This window comes from Ruminococcus difficilis (genome assembly GCF_016680995.1).
Map to the genome: position 1 here is coordinate 146,252 of NZ_JAEQMG010000041.1, position 21,352 is coordinate 167,603.

The 21,352-nt window shown below is 52.1% G+C and carries 20 protein-coding genes and 6 tRNA genes; 8 read left to right on the forward strand and 18 right to left on the reverse strand.

Annotation, left to right across the window (positions count from 1 at the left end; all coding sequences use genetic code 11):
- Window positions 1–193 precede the first annotated feature (193 nt).
- The 3 genes from JKK62_RS04165 to JKK62_RS04175 all read left to right on the forward strand — a co-directional run bounded on the left by JKK62_RS04165 (window position 194) and on the right by JKK62_RS04175 (window position 432).
- Window positions 194–270: transfer RNA gene (locus JKK62_RS04165), tRNA-Arg, on the forward strand.
- Between the two features lie 6 nt (window positions 271–276).
- Window positions 277–353 (forward strand) — tRNA-His (locus tag JKK62_RS04170).
- A 3-nt stretch (window positions 354–356) separates the two neighbouring features.
- Window positions 357–432, forward strand: a tRNA-Lys gene (locus tag JKK62_RS04175).
- A gap of 1,058 nt (window positions 433–1,490) precedes the next feature.
- Here JKK62_RS04175 and JKK62_RS04180 read toward each other — a convergent pair.
- From JKK62_RS04180 to JKK62_RS04240, 13 genes are all read right to left on the reverse strand, one after another.
- Window positions 1,491–2,108, reverse strand: coding sequence for a V-type ATP synthase subunit D (locus JKK62_RS04180; protein WP_186833376.1), 618 nt, complete (start codon window positions 2,106–2,108; stop codon window positions 1,491–1,493).
- Window positions 2,109–2,316: 208 nt separating this feature from the next.
- Window positions 2,317–3,690, reverse strand: coding sequence for a V-type ATP synthase subunit B (locus JKK62_RS04185; RefSeq protein ID WP_186833375.1), 1,374 nt, complete (start codon window positions 3,688–3,690; stop codon window positions 2,317–2,319).
- 15 nt (window positions 3,691–3,705) lie between these two features.
- Window positions 3,706–5,457: a V-type ATP synthase subunit A gene (locus JKK62_RS04190; RefSeq protein WP_186833374.1), complete on the reverse strand. Its 1,752-nt coding sequence runs from the start codon at window positions 5,455–5,457 to the stop codon at window positions 3,706–3,708.
- A 2-nt stretch (window positions 5,458–5,459) separates the two neighbouring features.
- Window positions 5,460–6,050, reverse strand: a complete 591-nt coding sequence (locus tag JKK62_RS04195) for a V-type ATP synthase subunit E (protein WP_186833373.1) — start codon at window positions 6,048–6,050, stop codon at window positions 5,460–5,462.
- Window positions 6,051–6,465: 415 nt separating this feature from the next.
- Window positions 6,466–6,777 carry a V-type ATP synthase subunit F gene (locus tag JKK62_RS04200; protein ID WP_186833372.1) on the reverse strand — a complete coding sequence of 104 codons (312 nt, stop codon included), beginning with the start codon at window positions 6,775–6,777 and terminating at the stop codon, window positions 6,466–6,468.
- A 4-nt stretch (window positions 6,778–6,781) separates the two neighbouring features.
- Window positions 6,782–7,207: an ATP synthase subunit C gene (locus JKK62_RS04205; protein ID WP_186833371.1), complete on the reverse strand. Its 426-nt coding sequence runs from the start codon at window positions 7,205–7,207 to the stop codon at window positions 6,782–6,784.
- Window positions 7,208–7,285: 78 nt separating this feature from the next.
- Window positions 7,286–9,226: a V-type ATP synthase subunit I gene (locus JKK62_RS04210; protein ID WP_186833370.1), complete on the reverse strand. Its 1,941-nt coding sequence runs from the start codon at window positions 9,224–9,226 to the stop codon at window positions 7,286–7,288.
- Window positions 9,227–9,241: 15 nt separating this feature from the next.
- The gene (locus JKK62_RS04215) at window positions 9,242–10,267 is read right to left on the reverse strand and encodes a V0D/AC39 family V-type ATPase subunit (protein ID WP_186833369.1); all 1,026 of its coding nucleotides are present in this window, start codon (window positions 10,265–10,267) and stop codon (window positions 9,242–9,244) included.
- Window positions 10,268–10,383: 116 nt separating this feature from the next.
- A complete protein-coding gene (locus JKK62_RS04220) occupies window positions 10,384–10,692 on the reverse strand; it encodes a hypothetical protein (protein WP_186833368.1) in 309 nt (102 codons plus the stop codon).
- 62 nt (window positions 10,693–10,754) lie between these two features.
- Window positions 10,755–12,113 carry a PFL family protein gene (locus JKK62_RS04225; RefSeq protein ID WP_186833367.1) on the reverse strand — a complete coding sequence of 453 codons (1,359 nt, stop codon included), beginning with the start codon at window positions 12,111–12,113 and terminating at the stop codon, window positions 10,755–10,757.
- An 8-nt stretch (window positions 12,114–12,121) separates the two neighbouring features.
- Window positions 12,122–12,391 (reverse strand): ACT domain-containing protein, encoded by a 270-nt coding sequence (locus JKK62_RS04230; RefSeq protein ID WP_186833366.1) that lies wholly within the window; start codon window positions 12,389–12,391, stop codon window positions 12,122–12,124.
- A gap of 300 nt (window positions 12,392–12,691) precedes the next feature.
- Window positions 12,692–13,564 (reverse strand): UTP--glucose-1-phosphate uridylyltransferase, encoded by an 873-nt coding sequence (locus tag JKK62_RS04235; protein WP_186833365.1) that lies wholly within the window; start codon window positions 13,562–13,564, stop codon window positions 12,692–12,694.
- 29 nt (window positions 13,565–13,593) lie between these two features.
- Window positions 13,594–14,613: an RING finger protein gene (locus tag JKK62_RS04240; protein ID WP_186833364.1), complete on the reverse strand. Its 1,020-nt coding sequence runs from the start codon at window positions 14,611–14,613 to the stop codon at window positions 13,594–13,596.
- Between the two features lie 263 nt (window positions 14,614–14,876).
- Here JKK62_RS04240 and prfB point away from each other — a divergent pair, with 263 nt between their 5' ends.
- The gene (gene prfB / locus JKK62_RS04245; RefSeq protein ID WP_186833363.1) at window positions 14,877–15,995 is read left to right on the forward strand and encodes a peptide chain release factor 2; all 1,119 of its coding nucleotides are present in this window, start codon (window positions 14,877–14,879) and stop codon (window positions 15,993–15,995) included.
- A 78-nt stretch (window positions 15,996–16,073) separates the two neighbouring features.
- Here prfB and JKK62_RS04250 read toward each other — a convergent pair whose 3' ends face one another.
- The 3 genes from JKK62_RS04250 to JKK62_RS04260 form a co-directional block, all read right to left on the reverse strand.
- On the reverse strand, window positions 16,074–16,883 hold the full coding sequence (locus tag JKK62_RS04250; RefSeq protein WP_186833362.1) for a YdcF family protein: 810 nt from the start codon (window positions 16,881–16,883) through the stop codon (window positions 16,074–16,076).
- A complete protein-coding gene (locus JKK62_RS04255) occupies window positions 16,883–17,131 on the reverse strand; it encodes a TIGR03905 family TSCPD domain-containing protein (protein ID WP_186833361.1) in 249 nt (82 codons plus the stop codon). Before JKK62_RS04255 ends, JKK62_RS04250 begins: the two co-directional genes overlap by 1 nt.
- Window positions 17,132–17,184: 53 nt before the next feature.
- Window positions 17,185–17,259: transfer RNA gene (locus JKK62_RS04260), tRNA-Gly, on the reverse strand.
- Between the two features lie 139 nt (window positions 17,260–17,398).
- Here JKK62_RS04260 and JKK62_RS04265 point away from each other — a divergent pair.
- The 4 genes from JKK62_RS04265 to JKK62_RS04280 all read left to right on the forward strand — a co-directional run bounded on the left by JKK62_RS04265 (window position 17,399) and on the right by JKK62_RS04280 (window position 19,702).
- Complete coding sequence (locus tag JKK62_RS04265; protein ID WP_186833360.1) at window positions 17,399–18,418, forward strand: DnaD domain protein; 1,020 nt, start codon at window positions 17,399–17,401, stop codon at window positions 18,416–18,418.
- A gap of 29 nt (window positions 18,419–18,447) precedes the next feature.
- Window positions 18,448–19,440, forward strand: coding sequence for an ATP-binding protein (locus tag JKK62_RS04270; RefSeq protein WP_186833359.1), 993 nt, complete (start codon window positions 18,448–18,450; stop codon window positions 19,438–19,440).
- 79 nt (window positions 19,441–19,519) lie between these two features.
- Window positions 19,520–19,593, forward strand: a tRNA-Gln gene (locus JKK62_RS04275).
- A 32-nt stretch (window positions 19,594–19,625) separates the two neighbouring features.
- Window positions 19,626–19,702 (forward strand) — tRNA-Pro (locus JKK62_RS04280).
- Between the two features lie 81 nt (window positions 19,703–19,783).
- Here the strand turns inward: JKK62_RS04280 and JKK62_RS04285 are convergent.
- Entirely contained in the window at window positions 19,784–20,977 is a 1,194-nt protein-coding gene (locus tag JKK62_RS04285) for a tyrosine-type recombinase/integrase (RefSeq protein WP_186833358.1), read from the reverse strand.
- Window positions 20,977–21,237, reverse strand: a complete 261-nt coding sequence (locus JKK62_RS04290; protein ID WP_186833357.1) for a hypothetical protein — start codon at window positions 21,235–21,237, stop codon at window positions 20,977–20,979. The genes JKK62_RS04285 and JKK62_RS04290 overlap by 1 nt, the downstream gene beginning before the upstream one ends.
- Between the last annotated feature and the right edge of the window lie 115 nt (window positions 21,238–21,352).

The window sequence follows — 21,352 nt, forward strand, 5'->3', positions numbered from 1 at the left end:
CGCGTTTTGGATTGATATATCGACTACGAACGGTATAGTTCGCGACTCTGTGATGGTTTGTTTATATAAATGGGTGAGGGCGAAGCCCTCCCTTCACCGTTCTCTGTTCTCCAATTCCAAAATATCTTCCAAAACACTTGACAAAAGCGCCGCTATCTTATATAATATTTAGGCTGATTAAAACAGCGTATCTGCGCCAATAGCTCAGTTGGATAGAGCAACTGCCTTCTAAGCAGTAGGTCAGGGGTTCGAATCCCTTTTGGCGCGCCAATTATGGTGGGTATAGCTTAGTTGGTTAAAGCGCCAGATTGTGGCTCTGGAGAGCATGGGTTCGACTCCCATTACTCACCCCATATGACTCATTAGCTCAGTTGGCAGAGCACTTGACTTTTAATCAAGGTGTCCGGAGTTCGAATCTCCGATGGGTCACCATAAGAATAAAAGGTGGAGATTATTCTCCACCTTTTATTCTTTATCGTAAGTGAACCTGAGGAGATTCGAAGGCGACCGTGTCAAGCCGTAAGCCGCGCGCACGGCGCAGACAAAAATGATTCAGTGAATCATTTTTAGGAAGAGCGTAGATCAGGCTTGTGACTGGAGTTAATGCTCCGAAGGCGGGGCAGAGCTTTCCCGATAGCACATGCCATCCGATGGGTCACCATATTAATAGCGGAGATACCCGAAGCGGTGTCTCCGCTATTAACTTTGTTATCAGTGAAACATCGGAGATTCGAAGGCGACCGTGTCAAGCCGTACGCCGTGCGCACGGCGCAGACAAAAATGATTCAGTGAATCATTTTTAGGAAGAGCGTAGATCAGGCTTATGACTGGAGTTAATGCTCCGAAGGCGGGGCAGAGCTTTCCCGAAAGCACATGCCATCCGATGGGTCACCGGTAAAAAACCTTCCCGAGAATGGGAAGGCTTTTTTACTTAAGACTGAAAACTGAAGATTGAAGAATGAATAATTAAGGGAAACACTTCGTGTTTTGGATTGAATAAGCCTTCCCCTCGGGGGGAAGGTGTCGACCAACGGGAGACGGATGAGGGGACTGCCTTTCCTAAAGATGCAGGATTCGGTGAGGTTGTGTGTTTACCGAGAATAACGGAAGTGCCACACGCTCTTTGTTAAGATGATCTTCCGGATAAGTTTGCCCCTCATCCGACCAATTTGCTATAGCAAATTGCCCACCTTCCCCCCGAGGGGAAGGCTTGTTATGATTTCGCGCATTGTTACAGTGTAACAAGAAAAAGGCGCACGCGCCCCCCCGAGGAGAAGGCTATTTTCACACAAAAACGCCGCCCCGATCAAAATCATGGGCGGCGTTGTATAACATAGTATCTCGCTATGCTCGATCAATTTGTGCAATCCCTCAGTCTGCTCTCACGCGTGTCAGCAGACAGCCTCCTCGCCGGAAGCGGCTCCCCCTCTGTCGCTGCGCGACGTCTCCCCAACGGGGAGCACCTTTCCCAAAGGTAGCCTTTAGCTGTATTATTTCGATGTTTTTTGTTTCTTGATGACCTTGAGTCGGGAGAATTCCTCTCTGTCCTTTTCGTCGAGCGCGTCGGTGATGAACTTGACGTCGCCCTCGAACTTGGGGATCATGATGTTCTTTAAGGCATTGGCGCGCTTTTGGGTCTGCTTGATGGCGACCGCAAGGCGATAAACGCTGTTCTCGATCTCGGCGAGCTCTACGGTGAGGTATTTGGCGCGCATAAAGAGAGCGACCGCCTCGTCGAATCGGGCGTTGGTATGGCTCAGACCGTAGTGCAGCTCATGCTCATCGGGCTTGTCGATCGACAGGATCGGGATCTCGACGCCCATGATGGAGCGCGAATCCATCTTCACGCTGTTGTCGATGGGGACGGTCTTGGACAGCTCGTCGCAGAAGCCGAGCGAGATATTCGCTTTTTGCAGGGCGGTGTAGGCGTCGGCGAACGCCGTGTCGATGGTGCCCTGGATCTCGGACGCGCGGTCGATCAGCGCCATCATCTCACGGATGAGGATGTTGCGCTTCTTGTCGAGCAGCTCGTAGCCGACCTTCGCCAGCGCGAGAGATTTTTTGATCGCGATCAAGTTACCTTTGGTCGGGATAGCTTGTTGCGCCATATTATCACACTCCTTTTTTGGAGAACGGAGAACGGTTAACGGAGAACGGTGGTGGGAAACGCTGACGCGTTTTTGATTGATATATCAACTACGAACGGTATAGTCCGCGACTCTGTGATGGTTTGTTTATATAAATGGGTGAGGGCGGAGCCCTCCCTTCACCGTTAACCATTAACTGTTAACCGTTAACCGCGTTAACTATCAACCGTTAACCGGAATAATACTGATCAAGCATACTGTCATCTACTCTGTCAAGCTCCTCGCGGGGGAGGGTGGAGAGCAGCTTCCAGCCGAGATCCAGGCTCTGGTCGATGCTGCGGTTCTCGGTGAAGCCCTGATTAACAAAGGTGTTCTCGAACTGTCTGCCGAATTCGATATACTTCTTGTCGGTGTCGGAGAGTTCCTCCTCACCGATGACGGAGGCGAGAGATCGCGCGTCGATGACCTTCGCGTAGCTGGCGAAGAGCTGATTGCTCAGCGGCGCGTGGTCGGCTCTGGTATAGCCGTCGCCGATACCGTCCTTCATCAGTCGCGAAAGCGACGGCAGGACGTTGACGGGCGGATAGATGCCCTGCGCCTGCAGGCTTCTGTCCAGTACGATCTGACCCTCGGTGATGTAACCGGTCAAGTCGGGCACGGGATGGGTGATATCGTCGTTGGGCATGGTCAAAATCGGGATCTGGGTCACGGAGCCTGTCGAGCCCTTGATCATACCGGCTCTCTCATACATTGACGCGAGGTCGCTGTACAGATAACCGGGGTAGCCCTTACGTCCGGGGATCTCACCCTTGGATGATGAGAATTCACGCAGTGCCTCGGCATAAGAGGTCATGTCCGTCATGATGACGAGGATGTGCATATTCAGCTCAAAGGCGAGGTATTCCGCGATCGTCAGCGCACAGCGCGGGGTAAGGGTACGCTCGATGATCGGATCATTTGATAAATTGAGGAGCATAGTAACGTGCTGCATAACGCCCGCTTGCTCAAAGCTGCTGCGGAAGTATTCCGCGACGTCGTTCTTGACGCCCATCGCGGCGAATACGACGCCGAAGTTGCTCTCATCCGCGCCGGTGATCTTCGCCTGACGGACGATCTGAACCGCCAGCTCATTATGCTTCATACCGGAACCCGAGAAGATCGGCAGCTTCTGACCGCGGATCAGGGTAGAGAGCGTGTCAATGCTGGAGATACCGGTGTTGATGTAGTTTCTCGGATACACGCGCGATACGGGATTGATCGCGGTGCCGTTGATATCGCGGCGGGTCTCGGGATAGATGGGACCCAGTCCGTCGATCGGTCTGCCCGCGCCGTCGAGGATACGTCCGACGATCTCGGGAGAAAGGGGCATTTCCATCGGTCTGCCGGTCAGGATGGTGGCGGTGTTTTCCAGAGAGATATTCGAGGTGCCCTCAAAGACCTGCACCACGATCCGCTCACCCTCGATCTGCACGACACGACCCTGTCGGGCGGTGCCGTCAGCGAGCTTGATGGTGACGATTTCTTCATAAGAAGCGCCCTTTACGCCGTCGAGCACGACCAGAGAACCGTTGATCTCAGACACGCCGACATATTCGATAATCATAAGATACAGTCCTCCTCACCGTAAAACGGCGTTTATTTTTTCATCGATATCCCTGATATACTCGTCGAACATCTCGAGGTGATCGTTGGGGATATCGTACTTGATCTTGGTGACCTTTTCAAAAAGTCCCTGCTCACGGATGCGGCTGATCGGGATATTCTCCGCGACCACCGCCTTACTGCGCTCGTACAGGTGCAAGATCACCTGCATCATACGCTTCTGCTTTTCGAGCGGAACATAGGTGTCATCCTTATGGAACGCGTTTTGCTGTAAGAAGCCGACGCGGATGATCTTCGCGATCTCGATGATCAGCTTCTGGTCGTCGGGCAGAACGTCGGAGCCGATGAGCTTGACGATCTCCATCAGGCGATTCTCCTCCTGCAATAACGCGGTAATGCTCGTGCGATAATCGATAAAATCCTTACCGCAGTTTTCCGCATACCACGGATCGAGGTCGGTAAAGTATTCGCTGTAGCTGTCGTTCCAGTTGATGGCGGGGTAGTGTCTGGCGTAGGCAAGGCTCTTGTCGAGCGCCCAGAAACAGCGGGTAAAGCGCTTGGTGTTCTGGGTAACAGGCTCGGAGAAGTCCGATCCCTGCGGCGATACCGCGCCGATGATGGTGACGGAGCCTTGGTTGCCGCTGAGCACATCCGCTCTGCCGCCTCTCTCGTAGAACTCGGACAGTCGTGAGGGCAGATATGCCGGGAAGCCTTCTTCCGCGGGCATTTCCTCCAGACGTCCGGAGATCTCTCGCAGCGCCTCCGCCCAGCGGGAGGTGGAATCCGCCATGATCGCGACGTCATAGCCCATATCACGGTAGTATTCCGCGAGGGTGATGCCGGTGTAGATCGAGGCTTCACGCGCCGCAACAGGCATGTTGGAGGTGTTGGCGATCAGGGTGGTTCTGTCGGTCATCGGATAACCCGACTTGGGGTCTATCAGTTCCGAGAACTCCTGCAGCACCTGACTCATCTCGTTGCCGCGCTCACCGCAGCCGACATAGACGATGATATCCGCGTCGCACCACTTCGCCAGCTGATGCTGGGTCATGGTCTTGCCGGTGCCGAAGCCGCCGGGGATCGCCGCGGTACCGCCCTTAGAAACAGGGAAGAGGGTATCGATGACGCGCTGTCCGGTGATCAGCGGAACGGTGGGGGTGAGGCGCTCCTTGACGGGGCGCGGAGTACGGATCGGCCATCTTTGACACAGGGTCAGCTCATGGATGGCGCCGAATTCGTCCTCTATCTTGACGATGGTATCATGCAGTTTGTACTTGCCGTCGGGCTTTACCTCCGTGACCTTGCCGGAGAGAGTCGGCGGCACCATCATCTTATGCGTAATAATATGGGTTTCGGGAGCGGTGGCGTAGATCATGCCGCCTTTGAGCACATCGCCGACCTTGACAGTGATGGTGACGTCCCATTCCTTGTCGGGGTCGAGGGGAGATACCGAGGAGCCGCGGCTGATGAACGCGCCGCAGTCCTTCTCGATCTGCGCGAGCGGTCGCTCGATACCGTCGAAAATGTTGTCGAGGATACCGGGTCCGAGCAGCAGATTCATCCGCGTATGGGTGCCCTCAACAGGGTCGCCGGGCATGAGACCGGTGGTCTCCTCATAGCACTGGATCGTGGTATAGGCGGAGGTAATGCCGATGACCTCGCCGACTAAGCGCTGTTTGCCGACATAGACCATCTCCATCATCGAGAACTCCTTTGCCTCTTTGACGGTGACGACAGGGCCGTTCACGCCGTAAATTACATTAGCCATCGTTACACCACCTTCATTGAACATGTTTCGATGAACCACACGCGCTGTTCCTCCAAGCGGGAATCCAGCGTGTCGTCCATCAATATTCCCAGTTCGGGACAATTCGCCTTGACGCCGCCGATCAGGATATGGGGATCCGCGGTGATCTGAGCGTCGGGAAAGACGTCTGCGATCAAGCCGCGTTTATCCTCGTCAGACGGAGCGATCGCGATATCACACCGCGCCGTGCCGCATTTGACCTTGATCTCCGCCAAAGAACGTCCGAGAAAACGGTTGTAATCGTCCGTTTTGGTGAAGGCGACCAGTTTTTGCTTCGCTTCGTCAAAGACCTTGTCGGCAAGCGTCTGACGCTCTATGAACAGCTCGTTGCGCAGGGCAAGCTCCTTCTTCGCGAGGTCGTTGACGATCACCGCCTTGCGGCGCGAGATATCCTCGCGGATCAGGTCATAAGCGTCCTGCAAGCCCTGTTCCGTCGCCTGTTCGATTTTGGTATTTTTATAATCCTCGATCTCCTGCGTGATCTGCGCCTTCTGCTGTTCGGCGTATTTGTTGATCGCGTCAAGAAACTTGGATTCTTTTGTCTTTTCGTTCATAATATTCCTCTAAGGTAGGGCGGGGGTTTACTCCCGCCGATAATTATCCTTTTGCAGTCGTTTTCATGCGGAGCATGACAAACCATATGATAGCCTTCCCCTTGGGGTACCCCCGTTGGGGGAATGTCCGCAAAGCGGACAAGGGGGGAGCCGCTTCCGGCGAGGGGAAGGTGTCACCGGAGGTGACGGATGAGGGGATAACCTTTCCTGACCATGTCGGACTCGGTGAGGCTGAATGTGTACCGAGAATGATGGAAGTGTCTCGTCCTCTTTGTTAAGATGATCTTTCGGATAAGTCAGCCCCTCATCCGACCAATTTGCGTAGGGCAAATTGCCCACCTTCCCCCCGAGGGGAAGGCTTTTTGATTCTGCTACACGTCACAGTGTCACAGAAAAAGGCGCACGCGCCCACACGTCATTTCATCTCCACGCCGATGGCGTCCTTGACATACTTTGAGATACTGTCCTTGGTCTGGCCGTTGCCGTGGCGGTCGGGGATCTCAATGATCAAGGGCTTCGGGCAGTTGAGCTTGATGTCATACACCGTTTCCCTGACCAGATTAAGCAGGGTAGAGGTCATCAGAATGACCGCGATATCGTCCTGCTGCATGAGCTCCTTGAGCTTCTCTCTGACCTCATGCTCCTGATGGATCACTACGCCCTCCACACCGGACATGCGCATTCCCATCAGGGTGTCGTCGTTATCGCTTAACAGATACATCCTCATGGTATCAGAGGCTCGAGATGATCATGATGGAGATCAGCATACCGTACAGCGCGCAGCCTTCACCGAGCGCGACGAAGATAATCGACTTACCGAAGTTCTTGGGATCCTCGGAAGTAGCGCCGATTGCCGCGGGCGCGGAGCCGCCGACAGCGATACCGCCGCCGATACAGGAAAGACCGGTGGACAGGCCTGCCGAGATATAGCCCAGACCCTTTGAGGAAGAAGCCGCAGCCTCTACCGCGGTGGAAGCGTCAGCCGCGTGAGCGACCAGCGGAGTGATCAGGCAGAATGCCGATACCGCAAGGAAGGAGAAGATCTGGGTCAATACGGCGCGCTTGGGGCTTTTGCCGTTCTTGAAGGAACGGATACAAAGCAGTACGGAAATCACAAGAAAAGCGGCGGGAATAAACATCAATAAATACTGTAACATGGGTTGTACCTCCAAATTAAATTTAATGATAAGTTCGCAAAATCAGACAAGCGAAGAATAGGAAATGATGCGGTTATATTATGACAAATTCTTCACATTGACCGGCTCATATTTTCTGCCGTCGCCGATATAGAATCTGCTGAACATCTCGTAGTATTCGAGTCGGAGCACCTGGATGCCGACGAGCAGTGCCTCGAGCGCCATGACCAGAACGTTGCCCAAGATGATGGTGATGGTGGATCCGACGGGTCCGAACATCCCCGCCATGACGAATACGACCTCCATCATACCGGCATGTACCAGCACGAACGCGCCGACTCTCAAAAAGCTCATCGTGTTGGTCACGTAGCTGAGCAGTACCTCGAACATCTCGAAGAAGTTGTCCACAAAGAACGACCCGAAGCCGCCCTCAAAGAGCTTTTTCTCTCCGCGGAGCTTCTTGGATAAGGGCTCCCGCAGAAAGATCAGGATCAGCGGCAGGACGATCAGTCCGATGATATAGGGGGTCGTCATGATGTTGACGCCCAAGAGCAGTGTGCAGACCAGTCCCGCGACCAGCGCGGTGTAGAACACCAGTCCGCTCACGCCGTTCACGCCGAACAGCGCTCCTCCGATATCCTTGCGTTTCAGACACGAAATGATGTTGAGGATCATAGCGATCATCAACAGCACCACGCCGATCCCGACCGCGCCGAAGATCAGCATCTTGGTCGTCTCGCCCTCCATCACGTGGATGGGTTTATCCTTCAGCCCGAACAGCGCTTTGTACACCGGCGTGAGCAATTCTTCAAAGCCGAATACCGAGCCGAAGATGAAGCCGAAGATCGTCGAGCAGATCGAACAGGGGATCAGCAGCGCTCCCAGCGGCATCTTCTTGACCTTGAGCATGATGATCGCGGCGATCAGCAGCATGATGCCCTGACCGACGTCGGCGAACATGATACCGAACAGCAGGGTATAGGTGATCGCGATAAAGCCCGATGGGTCGATCTCCTGTGAGTTCGGCAGTCCGTACATCTCGGTGTAGTACTCGAACGGCCGGAAGAAGAACGGGTTTTTGAGCTTGACCGGCGGTGAGTGCTTGATCTCATCCTTCGCGTTGGTGAAGGTCACCTCCACGCTTTCGATCGCGGAGAGCAGGTTCTCGACCTGACCCTCATATTCCGCCGGGATCCATCCGACCAGCACAAAGCTCTTGCGGTATTTGCAGGCGTGCGTCTTGATGGACAGATACGCGTGATGTCGGCACAGCGAGGTGAAGATCTTATGGATATCATCCGTATGGCGCTTCGCGTAGTCGTCGATCTCCTTGTCGAGCGTCTTTACCTGTGCTTCAAGCTGTGTTTTCAGCTCCTTCTGCTGTTTGACGTAGTTCGACGGCGTGTCGTGGATATCATCGAGCTCCACCCGCTCAAAATACAGTCGGGAAAAGATCCTGTCGATCTTATCCGCCTCACTGACCGGAACGACATACACGCCCCAGTAGTACAGATCATCGCGCGAGCAGGGGAAGAATTCGACATACGGATTCTCCTTGTAGTTGTCGAGCTTGATGTAGCTGTCCTTAGGCAACTTGCCGAAGCGGGTAAAGATATACTCACAGTCGTTGACCTTGTTGATATCCAGCGTCAGATCGACATAGTGTTCCGCCTTTTCGATATTCTCGGTACAGACGTTGATCTCCCGACGCAGTGTGTCGCGCCTCTCGATCAGCGAACCAAGCTCTCTGGCGGTATCGCCGACAAAGCGGTTCGCTTCCTCAAAGCCCAGATCCTTTTCTTCGGGAAGATCGACGATCCGGGGTCTGATACCGGCGCCGTTCATCAGCTCCCTGAGCCTTTCGAGCAGCGGTTCAAATTCATTGGATGCGTTCACGGGGATCATGTTCTCGTTATCCGAGTAGAACTCCGCGGTTTCATCCGGCTGGAAAACGCCCGTCTGACCGAGTGCGGCGGCGACGTCATCCAGATAGCTCATCAAGCCGATGACGTTGACGAGCTTCATTCTTTCCAATGCCATATTTTCACCTCAACTTTACAGGATGAGTATTTCTAAGATTTTATCCGGCTCGATCTGATACCGAACGCCCTCCACGACAGCGATCACGTTGTTGAGCTCCGTCAGGGATACGATGCGATAGGCGAGGAGCACGATCTCGGGATTGGTGGAAAAGTACAGCTGCCGACGGCACATCTCAAAGCTGCCCTGTACCGCCATCTCGCTGTCCGCGTCGATGGTTTTTGCCTTTTTGCCGACGCCGGTGCGCTTGAGCTCCTCGCGGATCTCCTCATATTCTTCCTTGGATAAGATCCTGTCAAGATTCTTGCCCATGAGCTTGCCGTATCGCAGCAGATGCTTTCTAATCTCATCATTGCTCAGATGATAATTCTTTTTGAGTCGGATGATACGGGAGTAGTTCTGGTAATCGGACAGGGTGTCGAACAGCTTGATCAGTTCATTCCTGTCCTTTTTATTTTTGATCGATCCGATATCGGTATAGAGCTGATCGAGATTATCGTTCTCCAACGCGTCCTCGATGGCGGCAAGATCATAATCGCCGTTCTCATCGGGCGGGAACTGCCGCAGGATATCCGCGTAGTCGGTGCGCTCCAATACGCTCACCAGTTCCTTGTGGCTGTGGATGGAAGAGAGCTTCTCCAGCGCGATATCCGTATGCTGTGTAAAATACAGCGGCAGAGAGAAGAGGTATTCCCTCGGACGTCCGATGGACAGCAGCGTGATGAACTTCATCAGCTCCGATATCTCCGTGCTTCGCAGGATGTATTTCGTCACGGGCGTATCGCCCTGATTGTACTTGCACAGCGTCAAAAGCTCCTCAAACTGCCTTTCACGAATGAGCTGTTCGAGGTTGCCGCGGTGGATATCGTTACTGACCTTATCGAGAAACACCTGATAATGAGTGTAGGATTTGAGATATTGCACCACGTCGCCGACGGATTCGCATTTGACCATCGCGCGATAGTCCTTGTCCGTCAGGCGCTTGCCGTATTTGGTTTTGATCTTCGCGATAATCGCGGAGGCGGGATTAATGATTGCCATGCACTCACCACCTTTCTGTGTTGATAAAAGCACTAAAGCAGGACTGTATATCAAATTATCATTGCGAGGCTCTTGACACGCGTGTCAGGGCTGTGGCAATCTCAACTGATATCCTGTCACGCCAATGCGCGCTTTACGATCTCATCGACCCAACTGTCCTTGTTCTGCTCATACAGCCGGTTCATTTCCTGCTTCATGTCTTGCTGATGCTGTTTTGCCTGCGCGTATCTCTTTTCGGCGTTCTCACGATCGACCGCGATATTCTTCTCGACGCGATCCTTCGCGCGGACGATATAATCGTTGTAGATCTGTTCCTTGAGCTGTTCGACTTCCGCCTCGCTCTTGATCTTTTCATCCTTCGCCTGTTGTTCGATTTTACGCGCCTGTTCATCCATTTTGATGATGCGCTTCAATAGATCCTGCATCCATCACACCTCGATCCTTCGATATGAAACCCCGAAAAGACGATTCGGGGCAATAGTAGTTCTTAGTTTTTTAACGACTGTAGGGGAGCGGGCAATCTGCCGCCTAAGTGGATAAAGCCGCTCGGATCGCCCTTGCGCAGCGGCATAACGGGACCCGCGCCCAAAAGTCCGCCGAAATTGAGTTCATCACCGGCTTTTCTGCCGATGGCGGGGATCACGCGCACGGCGGTGGTCTTGCTGTTCACCATGCCGATCGCCGCTTCATCCGCAATGATCGCGGAGACGGTCTCGGGAGTCACGTCGCCGGGGATGACCAGCATATCCAGCCCGACGGAGCACACGGCGGTCATCGCCTCGAGCTTGGTGATATCAAGCGCGCCCTCTTTGACGGCGTGGATCATGCCCTGATCCTCCGATACGGGGATGAACGCGCCCGACAGTCCGCCGACATGGGACGACGCCATCACGCCGCCCTTTTTGACGGCGTCATTGAGCAGCGCCAGCGCCGCGGTGGTACCGTGACAGCCGCAGATCTCGAGGCCCATTTCCTCCAAAATATGCGCGACGGAATCGCCGACAGCCGGGGTAGGGGCGAGGGAGAGATCAACGATGCCGAACGGCACGGACAAACGCTCTGACGCTTGCTTCGCGACCAGCTGACCCATACGGGTGATCTTGAACGCGGTCTTTTTGACCAGATCCGCGACCTCGGTGATATTCTGACAATCGGCTTTTTCGACCGCGGCGCGTACCACGCCCGGACCCGATACGCCGACATTGATGACACAGTCCGCTTCACCGACGCCGTGAAAAGCGCCCGCCATGAAGGGGTTATCCTGCACCGCGTTGCAGAAGGTGACAAGCTTTGCCGCGCCGATGCAGTTGTTATCGGCGGTCAGCTTGGCGGTATCGACGACGGTCTGACCCATCATCTTCACCGCATCCATATTGATACCGGCTTTGGTGGAGCCGATGTTGACGGAGGAGCAAACTCTCTCGGTGACGGAAAGCGCCTCCGGAATACTCTCGATCAGCGCGTAATCGCCCGCGGCAAAGCCTTTTTCCACCAGCGCGGAATAGCCGCCGATGAAGTTGACGCCGAGGGTATCCGCGGCACGGTCAAGCGCCTTGGCGAATTTCAGGATCTTCTGCGTCTGGCATACGCCCGCGATCATGGCGATCGGGGTCACGGCGATCCGCTTGTTGATGATCGGGATGCCGTATTCGCGCGAGATATCCTCGCCTGTCCTGACCAGATCCTTCGCGTACAGACAGATCTTGTCATAGATCTTGTCGCACGCCCTGTCGATCTCGCTGTCTATGCAGTCGATCAGCGAGATCCCCATCGTAATGGTTCTTACGTCGAGGTGCTCGTTGTCGATCATATTGATGGTTTCTAAGATGTCTTTGGTTTCCAGCATAGTACACCTCAGATCTTGTGCATACTGTTAAAGATATCCTCGTGCATCACGTGGATCTTCAGGTTGTTGTCCTCGCCGACCTTCTCCAGATTCTTTTGGAGCTGATCGAAGGCGATGGTCGCCGAGCCGATATCCGCGAGCATGATCATCGCGAACATATCCTGCAGCACGCTCTGGGTCACTTCGATGATATTCACGCCGACCTCGGCGCACGCGGTGGACACCTTGCTGAGGATGCCGACGCTGTCTTTGCCGAGCACCGTGATAACTGCTTTCATATGGTACCTCCAAGGGGGTGGGATCGTATATGAGTGGGGTTTAATCGTTTCTGTCCCGATTTTCGTTCCTTATTATACTCTTTTTATTCTGCGGTTGATGATTGTTAGGAATTAAAAGATTATAATTTTGTTACTTTTTTGTCAAAAAAAAGAGAGCGCAGAAAAAAGCCTCCCTTTGGTAAAGGGAGGTGCCGAGGTACGAGGCGGAGGGATTGCATTAATTGATCGACCGAAGGGAGATACTTTATTATGATACTTTACAAACAAAGAGAGCGCATCGCTGCGCTCTCCGTATCGTCATTATAAGGTTGTCGCGAGCTCCTTGAGGTACGCTCTGAGATCCTCGCCGACCTCGGGGTGCTTCAAGCCGACCTCGATGTTCGCCTGCAGGATACCGAGCTTGTTGCCCATGTCGTAACGCTTGGCGCTGAACTCGACCGCCGTCATACCGCTGCTGCGCGCTAATTCCGCCATCGCGTCGGTCAGCTGGATCTCACCGCCCGCGCCGGGCTTGGTGTGATCGAGGATCTCGAAGATCTCAGCGGGCAGGACAACGCGTCCGAGAATGGAGTAGAGGGAGAAGATATCCTCCTTGCGCTGCGGCTTTTCGATCATATCGGTACATTTGAACACATTATCATGGATGTTCTCCACCTTCATGGAACTGTACTTCTTGATCGCTTCCTCGGAGACCGGCTTGATACCCAGCACGCCCTTGCCGAAAGTGCCGTACGCGTCGACCAGCTCCTTGGTAGCCGGGATATCGCCGATGATGACGTCGTCGCCGTACATGACGACAAAGGGATCGTTGCCGACAAAGCTGCGCGCTCTGGATACCGCGTGACCTAAGCCCTTGGTCTCGATCTGGCGCACATACTGGATATTCGCGAGCTTGTGGATATCCTTGATCGCGTTCAGCTGAGGCGTTTTACCCGCCTTTTCGAGGGTTTCTTCCAGCATGGGGGCTTTATCGAAGTGATCTTCCATGATACCTTTGCCGCGGTTGGTGATGATCAGGATGTCGGTGATACCGGACGCCACCGCCTCTTCGACAATGTACTGGATGGCGGGCTTGTCGACGATGGGGAGCATTTCCTTGGGCATCGCTTTGGTAGCGGGGAGCACTCTGGTGCCCAGTCCCGCAGCGGGGATAACTGCTTTTGTGATTTTCATGTTACTATCCTTTCTCTGAAACATCAGAATTACATAAATCCTATAATGATATTGGGCAGATACATGATGACCAGATAGGTGATCATCAGCGAGATCGCCAAACCGGTGTTGACGCCGCCCTTTGTCTGTAAGACGGTTTCGGGATTCTCACCCAGTGTCGCATTTTCCTTGATCTTCTTGATCTGCTTTTTACAGTGCTTGAAGTACATGCGGTTCGTGCAGATACCGAACACGATCATCATCACGATCCGCGCCGCCTCGACCAGTGTGGGCAGATACAGCACCAAGATCTGCATCGCGTCGAGCCCCTGCATATACTCTGTGATCCCGCCCGTCAGATTGCCGGACGACAACGACTGTGAATAGGCGTTCAAAAACTCCGTATACAGGGAGCTGTAAGCGATCGTTAAGTATGACTCGACAGCCATCAGCGCCAGCTGGATAAAGGCGAACACCGCGCCGATCTTGTACATCTTTCGATACAAGAGATAGCCGCCGGTGAACAGCGCCGCGGCAAAGTTGAATTTGCTCTTGTTCATCGTCTTGATGTTGTGGAACACACGAATGAAATACGGCGTATTCTGCTTGACGTATTTTGCTGTTTCCCCGGCAGTGATCCCGTCGCCGAAGTCCGTATTGCTGTCGACGCCCGCGAGCGGATCCATGAACGGCATGTTGAAAGCCGTATTGCCGCCCTGCGGATTCTGCTGCTGACCGAACGGGATACCCGCGCCCTGCGGGGGAGCCTGCTGTTGACGAGGCGCCTGACCGGGGGACAGGGGAGCGCCGCATTGTCCGCAGAAAAAGTGGCTGTTGTCATTGGCGTGGCCGCAGGAGGGACAGATCTTCATACCGTCCGTCTCGGCGGTGTTTTCCTTATCTTCCTGATAATCATAGCCCTGATCGTGCAGGTTTTCGTTACTGCAGTGACCCAGTGACTCGTAGCACTCCCGATGATGGGGCGTACCGCAATCGGGGCATACGACAACGTCGTCATCCGCGTGGAAATACTTTTGACACACAGGACATTTTTTACCGATATAATCCATAAATTCTCCTTATCTCAGGGGAGGATCACCTCCTCCCGAAAGCTCAAGTTATATATCAAATCTATTTGTCAGTATATTATACCAAATATTCAGCCGTTCTGCAACTTTATTTTTTTAGAACAATAATTATACAGAGAGGAATGGATGAATTATGCAATATTCATCTTTACATTCCACCGCCTTTGTATTATAATTGTATCTGCTGTATCAGGTAACGCGTTACTTTATCATGGTACACGGATGAATGATAATGAGGGAATTTTATGCTGCAATTTGAAGAACTGAAATTGAATTTAGAGGCGATGAAGCCTGAGATAGATGATCTGGCGTCCGCGCTGGGACTCGGTCAGATGAGAAGCGAGATCCAGCAGCTCGAGAACCGCGCCGCTGAGCCGGGATTCTGGGATGATATGGAGAATTCACAGAAGATTCTCCAGCGTACCGCCAACCTAAAAGCCAAGGTCGAAAAGTATGAGAAGCTCGAAGCGCGCTATGAGGACGCGCTGGCGCTGATCGAATTGGGCGATGAGGCAGAGGATGAGAGTCTGATCGAAGAAGCTCAGCAGGAGCTCGACGGCATCCGTGCCGATATCGACCGTCAGCGTCTTGAAACCCTGCTGACCGGTGAATATGATAAGAATAACGCGATCCTGACCTTCCACGCCGGCTCCGGCGGTACCGAGGCGCAGGACTGGGCGGAGATGCTCTATCGTATGTATACGCGCTGGGCTGCCGCGCACGGCTTCAATGTCAAGGAGATCGACTACCTCGACGGTGATGAAGCGGGCTTGAAAAGCGCCGTGCTCCTGATCGAAGGTGAAAACGCCTACGGTTATCTCAAGGGTGAGGCGGGCGTACATCGTCTGGTGCGCGTATCGCCGTTCGATTCCGCAGGCAGACGACACACGAGCTTTTCATCCCTCGAGGTCATGCCCGAGATCAATGACGATATCAAGGTCGAGATTCCTCCCGAGGAGATCAAGATGGATGTATACCGCGCGTCCGGCGCGGGCGGTCAGAAGGTCAACAAGACCTCGTCCGCGGTACGTCTGACCCATATCCCGACGGGTATCGTGGTCGCTTCACAGGTGGAGCGTTCTCAGTATCAGAACCGTGACGTCGCGATGAAGATGCTGGTCTCTAAGCTGATGGAGATCAAAGAGCGCGAGCACCTCGAGAAGATCGAGGATATCAAGGGCGTGCAGAAGGAGATCACCTGGGGCTCCCAGATCCGCTCCTATGTCTTCATGCCGTACACCCTCGTCAAGGATCACCGCACCTCGTTTGAGACCGGTAACGTCAACGCCGTGATGGACGGCGACCTCGACGGCTTTATCAACGCTTATCTCAAAGCGTTGTCTCTCGGCGAGCTGGAAGGATAACACCCGAATACTACAACAGCCCTCCCGAATCGGGAAGGCTGTTTTTTGTTATTGGAATCGGTAAGTTCACATATGACCCTAAAACTTTCGATGGCGGGCGGGTCTGCCGAGCTTTTTTACGATCTCGACAGGGATGGCGATCCATTCCCGCACAAAGAACGACGGATAGATGAACCAGCCGAAACGTGTGTTGACGGTATTGACCGCGCCGACAGAAAGCTTGCGGTCGATCTTGTACGCGATGATCCGCGCCCTTAATTGATGGTAGCTGTCGGATACGATCGCGATACTGTCGCCGAGCTGACGCTCCCTGAGGATCCTGACGGAATAGAGCAGGTTTTGCTCGGTGTTGACGCTTTGATCCTCGACGATGATCCTGTCCGGATCGACGCCGTCCTTGCGCATATTCTCCAAGATGCACGCCGCTTCGCTCATCGGCTCGTTATCTCCCTGACCGCCGCTCGCGATCGCCTTTACCGCAGGATTTTGATCAAGATAGTTTTCCGCCGCTTTGATCCGCTGTAACAGCAGTCTGCTCGCGCCCCACGGCTTTACCTGCGCGCCTAAGATGACCGCGGTCGCGTTCTTCTTTGGCTTGATCTTCATCGCGACGATCATGCAAATGCTGACGATAACGGCGTAGACCGCAAACAAAATACAGCCGTATTTGATGATGAGCCAGATGATCTTGGTGATCGGGTTTTGCAGCATGAACGCGTCCAGTTGATGGTACACTGAGCTTAAAGCCGTCCGAAACAGCGCAATCAGGCAAATGGCGACACCCAGCAGATTGCCCGCCTTGAAGATGTGAAAGCGAATGGGCAAGAGGAACCACAGCAGAAAGATCACCTCGATCACGATCGCGATGATCCTCAGTACATTTTGCATTATGACTCCTGTGCCGCTCTGAGCGCGTGCGCGAGCTGATCGGGACAGGAAGTGCCTCTGCCGGCACAGTCGATGCCCTCCAAGCGCTCGATTGCCTCATCGACCTCCATGCCCTGCACCAGTCTGCCGATGCCCTGCAAGTTGCCGTTACAGCCGCCTAAAAAGCGACAGCTCTTGATGACGTCATCCTCGATCTCCAGTTCGATCATGCGTGAGCAAACACCACGGGGGATATAGGTATATTTCATATGTAACACCTCAAATTCATCAATAATGAAAAAGGCTCGCCTGAGCGAACCTTTGGAGCGGATAACGGGACTCGAACCCGCAACATCAACCTTGGGAAGGTTGCGCTCTACCATTGAACTACATCCGCGAATCTACCTGATAGTATAATACGGAAAACCGGATTCGTCAAGCAAGCTGACAAAATATCTTCTATATTTCTCATAGAAATTGAATTTCCGTATAATTTGTGCTATAATGATTTTTAATCTTCGTTTAAGGTGAAAGAAATGTCAATTCAAATCAATCTCGGTCAGTGGAAGAGCGTATTCGCCGTACCCTCGTCCGTTGTCGATCAACATATCAAGATCGCCTCCGAATCTCAGCTCAAGGTACTGCTGTATCTGCTGCGTCATTCGGATGAAAATAACAGCGCCGAACAAATCGGCGACACGCTGCGCTTATCCGCGGAGGAAGTGCAAAATGCCGTTGACTTCTGGATCGAGCGCGATCTGCTCACACAACAGAATGACGGGCTGGCTCCCGCGTCCGCGCCGCAATCTCAACCTGCTGTCACAACTACTCAGCCCGTTTTCGCGGAGGAAGTTCCCAAAAAGCCTCGCACGACGATCTCCCGCGCACAGCGTCCCGATCCGATTTTTGTGTCGAAGTTATTGCAGGAAAACACCATCTTAGCGGAACTGTTAGATGAAGTACAAAGGATCCTGAACAAGCCGTTATCTCCGGGAGATACCGCCACCATCGTGATGCTGTACGATTCCTTCGGACTTCCCTGCGATGTGATTTTGATGCTCCTGACTTATCTGGATTCGATCGGAAGCGCCAATATGCGCGCGATCGAGCGCTATGGCATCCAATGGGCGGATAAAGGGATCAAAACCGTTGACGAAGCCGGTCAGGAGACTGCCCGCATGAAAGCTTCGCGTGAAGCATGGGGGAGTGTGTCCAAGCTGCTCGGCATCCGCAATGTCGGCAATCCCACAAAAGCGCAGATGGAAAACGCCGATCGCTGGCTCAACACATGGCAGTTCAGTGACGAGATGATCACCGAAGCGTATGAACGCTGTGTCAACACCAAGGGTACCTATAACATCAGCTATATCAATGCGATCCTCAAACGCTGGTATGAAAAAGGGATCAAATCCATCGACACGCTCCAAAAGGAAGAAAGCGCCAAGCAAAGAAAGCCCAAGTCCAAGCCAAAGAGCGGCAAGGGCTCCGTATTCTCGGTAGAGGGCGCGTCCTTTGACGTCAAGAAATACGAGGATACATCCTTATTCGACGACTAATCATCATACAAAAGTAACGAGGAAACATCATGCCTTATTCACAGGAAATCTATCATATCGCAAAAGAACGCTTGTCCGAACGCCGTCAACAGGCGCTGCGGATGGCGGACTTCAACCGTGAACAGCTTTTCAAAGAGATCCCGCGGCTGAGTGAGATCAACAGCGAGCTGCTCAGCATCGGCGCGGCGATCGCAAAGGCTGTCGTCACCAATACACCCGGTGAGAACGACAAGCTCCGACAGCTCAGCGAGAAAAGCCTGCTATTACAGGATGATCAGGAAAAGCTGCTCGAAGCGCATCATATCGATAAAGCGATCCTGGAGCCTCATTATTACTGCGCCAAATGCGGTGATACCGGCTACATCGAAGAAGATAATCGTACCACTGTGTGCGACTGCCTGCAAAAACTCATGGCGGACGTCGCGAGTGAACAGCTCAGCGCCGACCTGCCGCTGAGTGAGTGTACCTTCGAGAATTTCAGCACAGAGTATTACAGCAAAGAACCCGATGCGATGGGCAAGATCCCGTACAACAGGATGACTAATATCTATCAGTATTGTATCAACTACGCCGACACCTTCAATACGCACAGCAAAAGCCTGTTGATGAAGGGCGGTACGGGACTGGGCAAGACCCATCTGAGCCTCGCCATCGCCAACGAGGTCATCAAAAAGGGCGTGTCCGTCATCTACACCTCCGCTCCGCAGATCCTCTCCAAGCTCGAGCGCGAGCATTTCAACTATCGCTATAATGAGCAGGAGGATACCTTCAACTCCCTGCTCAAGTGCGATCTGTTGATCTTAGATGATCTGGGCACGGAGTTTGTATCGGATTTCACACGCTCCTGTGTTTATAATCTGTTCAATTCACGGATCTTGGCGAACAAACCTATGATCATCAGCACCAATCTGCAATTAGAAGAACTGATCACAACCTACTCCCAGCGCTTTGTATCACGCCTGATCGGTTCATGCGACAGGCTGGATTTCATCGGTGAGGATATCCGCACCGCTAAGAAATAGATGAAATGAAAATCAAAAAGAAAATATAAGAAAACCACTTGACATATCAGAATTTTTGATTATAATAGTAAAAGTGCAATGCGGAATTGTGTAAGGGTAGCACAGCAGACTCTGACTCTGTATGTCTGGGTTCGAATCCTAGTTCCGCAGCCATTGGCCCCGAATACATTTCGGGGCTGTTTTATCGAGGTGTGGCGCAGTTTGGTAGCGCGCTTCGTTCGGGACGAAGAGGTCGCAGGTTCAAATCCTGTCACCTCGACCACTATCTTGGCTCAGAAATGGCTTGAATAAGCTGTTTCTGAGCTTTTCTCTTTTGCGAAGAATCATTTTGTCAAGTTTTTTGTCAACTGACTAAAATTCGTTCGTAAACTTCAAAGGCTTTTGATACAGGCTTTTTATTTCGATGCACATAGCAACGTTCAGTAATTGCTGTGTCGCCGTGCCCTGCCGCTTTTGAAATATCTTTAATTGATATCTCACTTGCCTTTTCATTTTCCACCAACTCAGAACAAAATGTATGTCTGAAACTATGGAGAGCTTTATAGGGGAGACCGTTATCTTTACAGAATTTTGATAAAACTTTACGCGGATAATCGGGGTGAATTTTATCACCACGGTTATTATGAAAAACAAAATCATCATCTTTCCATGCTTCACCCAAAACAACTTTTTCAATTTTTTGTTCTTTCTTTAGCTGTTCGAGCAATTCATTTGCAATCCCAGGTAAAACTATGGTTCTAACGCTGTTCGGGCTCTTGGTTCGAAGCTCTTGTTTACCTCTTTTTTTGGTGTTCCTCAATTGCTTCTCGATATTCACAGTGTTTCCATCAATATGTGAATACCGTATTCCGGCTACCTCTCCAATGCGCAGTCCACAAAACACCGCAATTACAATGAACAATTTGTATTTCGTTGCTAGACTGGATTCTGAAATAGCATTTAGAATAGTTTTGACCTCATAAATACTATATCCTTCTCTTTCCTGAGACGGTTTACCGATTATCTCAGCATACGGAGCAGGGTTGATTCTCGCGAGATTGATTGTGCGGTACGAATAATCGAGAACTCTTTTCACAAAAGAGCGATAATTCTTAACCGTTTTTTCACCGAGTGGTTTGAATCCTTTTTTCTTGTTTCCGTCAGCTAAATCGTAAATCAACTGCTGAACGTGCTTAATCTCGATTTTATCAACACGCATATCACCGATTGAATCATTGATTCGCTCTTGATATCCGCAATATGTGTCGATTGTTCCCTCACTATGCTTGTTTAGCTTTTCCAAATGCTTAATATACTCAGACATCATGTCAGAGAACTTCGGGTGCATTTCGGCAATTCTGCCATTGTATACATCATCTTCAAACTTTGCTTTTTGTCGTTCTGCCTCCTTATCTGCTTTCGCTTCGCTCATGCCTCTGGGAGCGACCCATGTACACGACCTGACATCCTGTGTTCCGTCAGGTCGTGTACCAGCCAGTACGCGAATGCGATAGCTAATCTCACCGTTCTTCTTAATATGCTTTTTCATTGAAGCCATTACTTTTTAACCTCCTGCAAGGAAGAAAAAAGGTCATAACTTTCATCACCTTTATTATAACACAAATTACTAAAATACGCAAATAATTCATCTAAATTCAGCCATGTTTTTGTGCCGATTTTAACGGAGTTAATCCGCTGTTCATCAATAATTCTGCGCAGTCCACGCATGGTAATACATGATTGCGGGTCGCTATTTAAAATCTCTCGATACGCCTTTTCGATAGTCCTCATACGAGGAACGTAATTTTCCTTATTCATTACAAATTCTTCCTTCATATTATAAATATTCTAAGCATTCAAATAATAATTTTTTGGGGTGCGCGCGCTCTTTTGAGCGCGCGCAGAAAAATACAATAGATGGTTTTATCCAACA

Excerpts from the sequence above, each read along its gene's own strand:
- JKK62_RS04200 (WP_186833372.1), bottom strand. The coding sequence starts at position 6,777 with ATGAGGATGTATCTGTTAAGCGATAACGACGACACCCTGATGGGAATG.
- JKK62_RS04180 (WP_186833376.1), bottom strand. The coding sequence starts at position 2,108 with ATGGCGCAACAAGCTATCCCGACCAAAGGTAACTTGATCGCGATCAAA.
- JKK62_RS04290 (WP_186833357.1), bottom strand. The coding sequence starts at position 21,237 with ATGAATAAGGAAAATTACGTTCCTCGTATGAGGACTATCGAAAAGGCG.
- JKK62_RS04270 (WP_186833359.1), top strand. The coding sequence starts at position 18,448 with ATGCCTTATTCACAGGAAATCTATCATATCGCAAAAGAACGCTTGTCC.
- JKK62_RS04225 (WP_186833367.1), bottom strand. The coding sequence starts at position 12,113 with ATGCTGGAAACCAAAGACATCTTAGAAACCATCAATATGATCGACAAC.
- JKK62_RS04265 (WP_186833360.1), top strand. The coding sequence starts at position 17,399 with ATGTCAATTCAAATCAATCTCGGTCAGTGGAAGAGCGTATTCGCCGTA.
- JKK62_RS04230 (WP_186833366.1), bottom strand. The coding sequence starts at position 12,391 with ATGAAAGCAGTTATCACGGTGCTCGGCAAAGACAGCGTCGGCATCCTC.
- JKK62_RS04285 (WP_186833358.1), bottom strand. The coding sequence starts at position 20,977 with ATGGCTTCAATGAAAAAGCATATTAAGAAGAACGGTGAGATTAGCTAT.
- JKK62_RS04215 (WP_186833369.1), bottom strand. The coding sequence starts at position 10,267 with ATGGCAATCATTAATCCCGCCTCCGCGATTATCGCGAAGATCAAAACC.
- JKK62_RS04205 (WP_186833371.1), bottom strand. The coding sequence starts at position 7,207 with ATGTTACAGTATTTATTGATGTTTATTCCCGCCGCTTTTCTTGTGATT.
- JKK62_RS04185 (WP_186833375.1), bottom strand. The coding sequence starts at position 3,690 with ATGATTATCGAATATGTCGGCGTGTCTGAGATCAACGGTTCTCTGGTC.
- JKK62_RS04255 (WP_186833361.1), bottom strand. The coding sequence starts at position 17,131 with ATGAAATATACCTATATCCCCCGTGGTGTTTGCTCACGCATGATCGAA.
- JKK62_RS04240 (WP_186833364.1), bottom strand. The coding sequence starts at position 14,613 with ATGGATTATATCGGTAAAAAATGTCCTGTGTGTCAAAAGTATTTCCAC.
- prfB (WP_186833363.1), top strand. The coding sequence starts at position 14,877 with ATGCTGCAATTTGAAGAACTGAAATTGAATTTAGAGGCGATGAAGCCT.
- JKK62_RS04190 (WP_186833374.1), bottom strand. The coding sequence starts at position 5,457 with ATGGCTAATGTAATTTACGGCGTGAACGGCCCTGTCGTCACCGTCAAA.
- JKK62_RS04210 (WP_186833370.1), bottom strand. The coding sequence starts at position 9,226 with ATGGCATTGGAAAGAATGAAGCTCGTCAACGTCATCGGCTTGATGAGC.
- JKK62_RS04195 (WP_186833373.1), bottom strand. The coding sequence starts at position 6,050 with ATGAACGAAAAGACAAAAGAATCCAAGTTTCTTGACGCGATCAACAAA.
- JKK62_RS04235 (WP_186833365.1), bottom strand. The coding sequence starts at position 13,564 with ATGAAAATCACAAAAGCAGTTATCCCCGCTGCGGGACTGGGCACCAGA.
- JKK62_RS04220 (WP_186833368.1), bottom strand. The coding sequence starts at position 10,692 with ATGCAGGATCTATTGAAGCGCATCATCAAAATGGATGAACAGGCGCGT.
- JKK62_RS04250 (WP_186833362.1), bottom strand. The coding sequence starts at position 16,883 with ATGCAAAATGTACTGAGGATCATCGCGATCGTGATCGAGGTGATCTTT.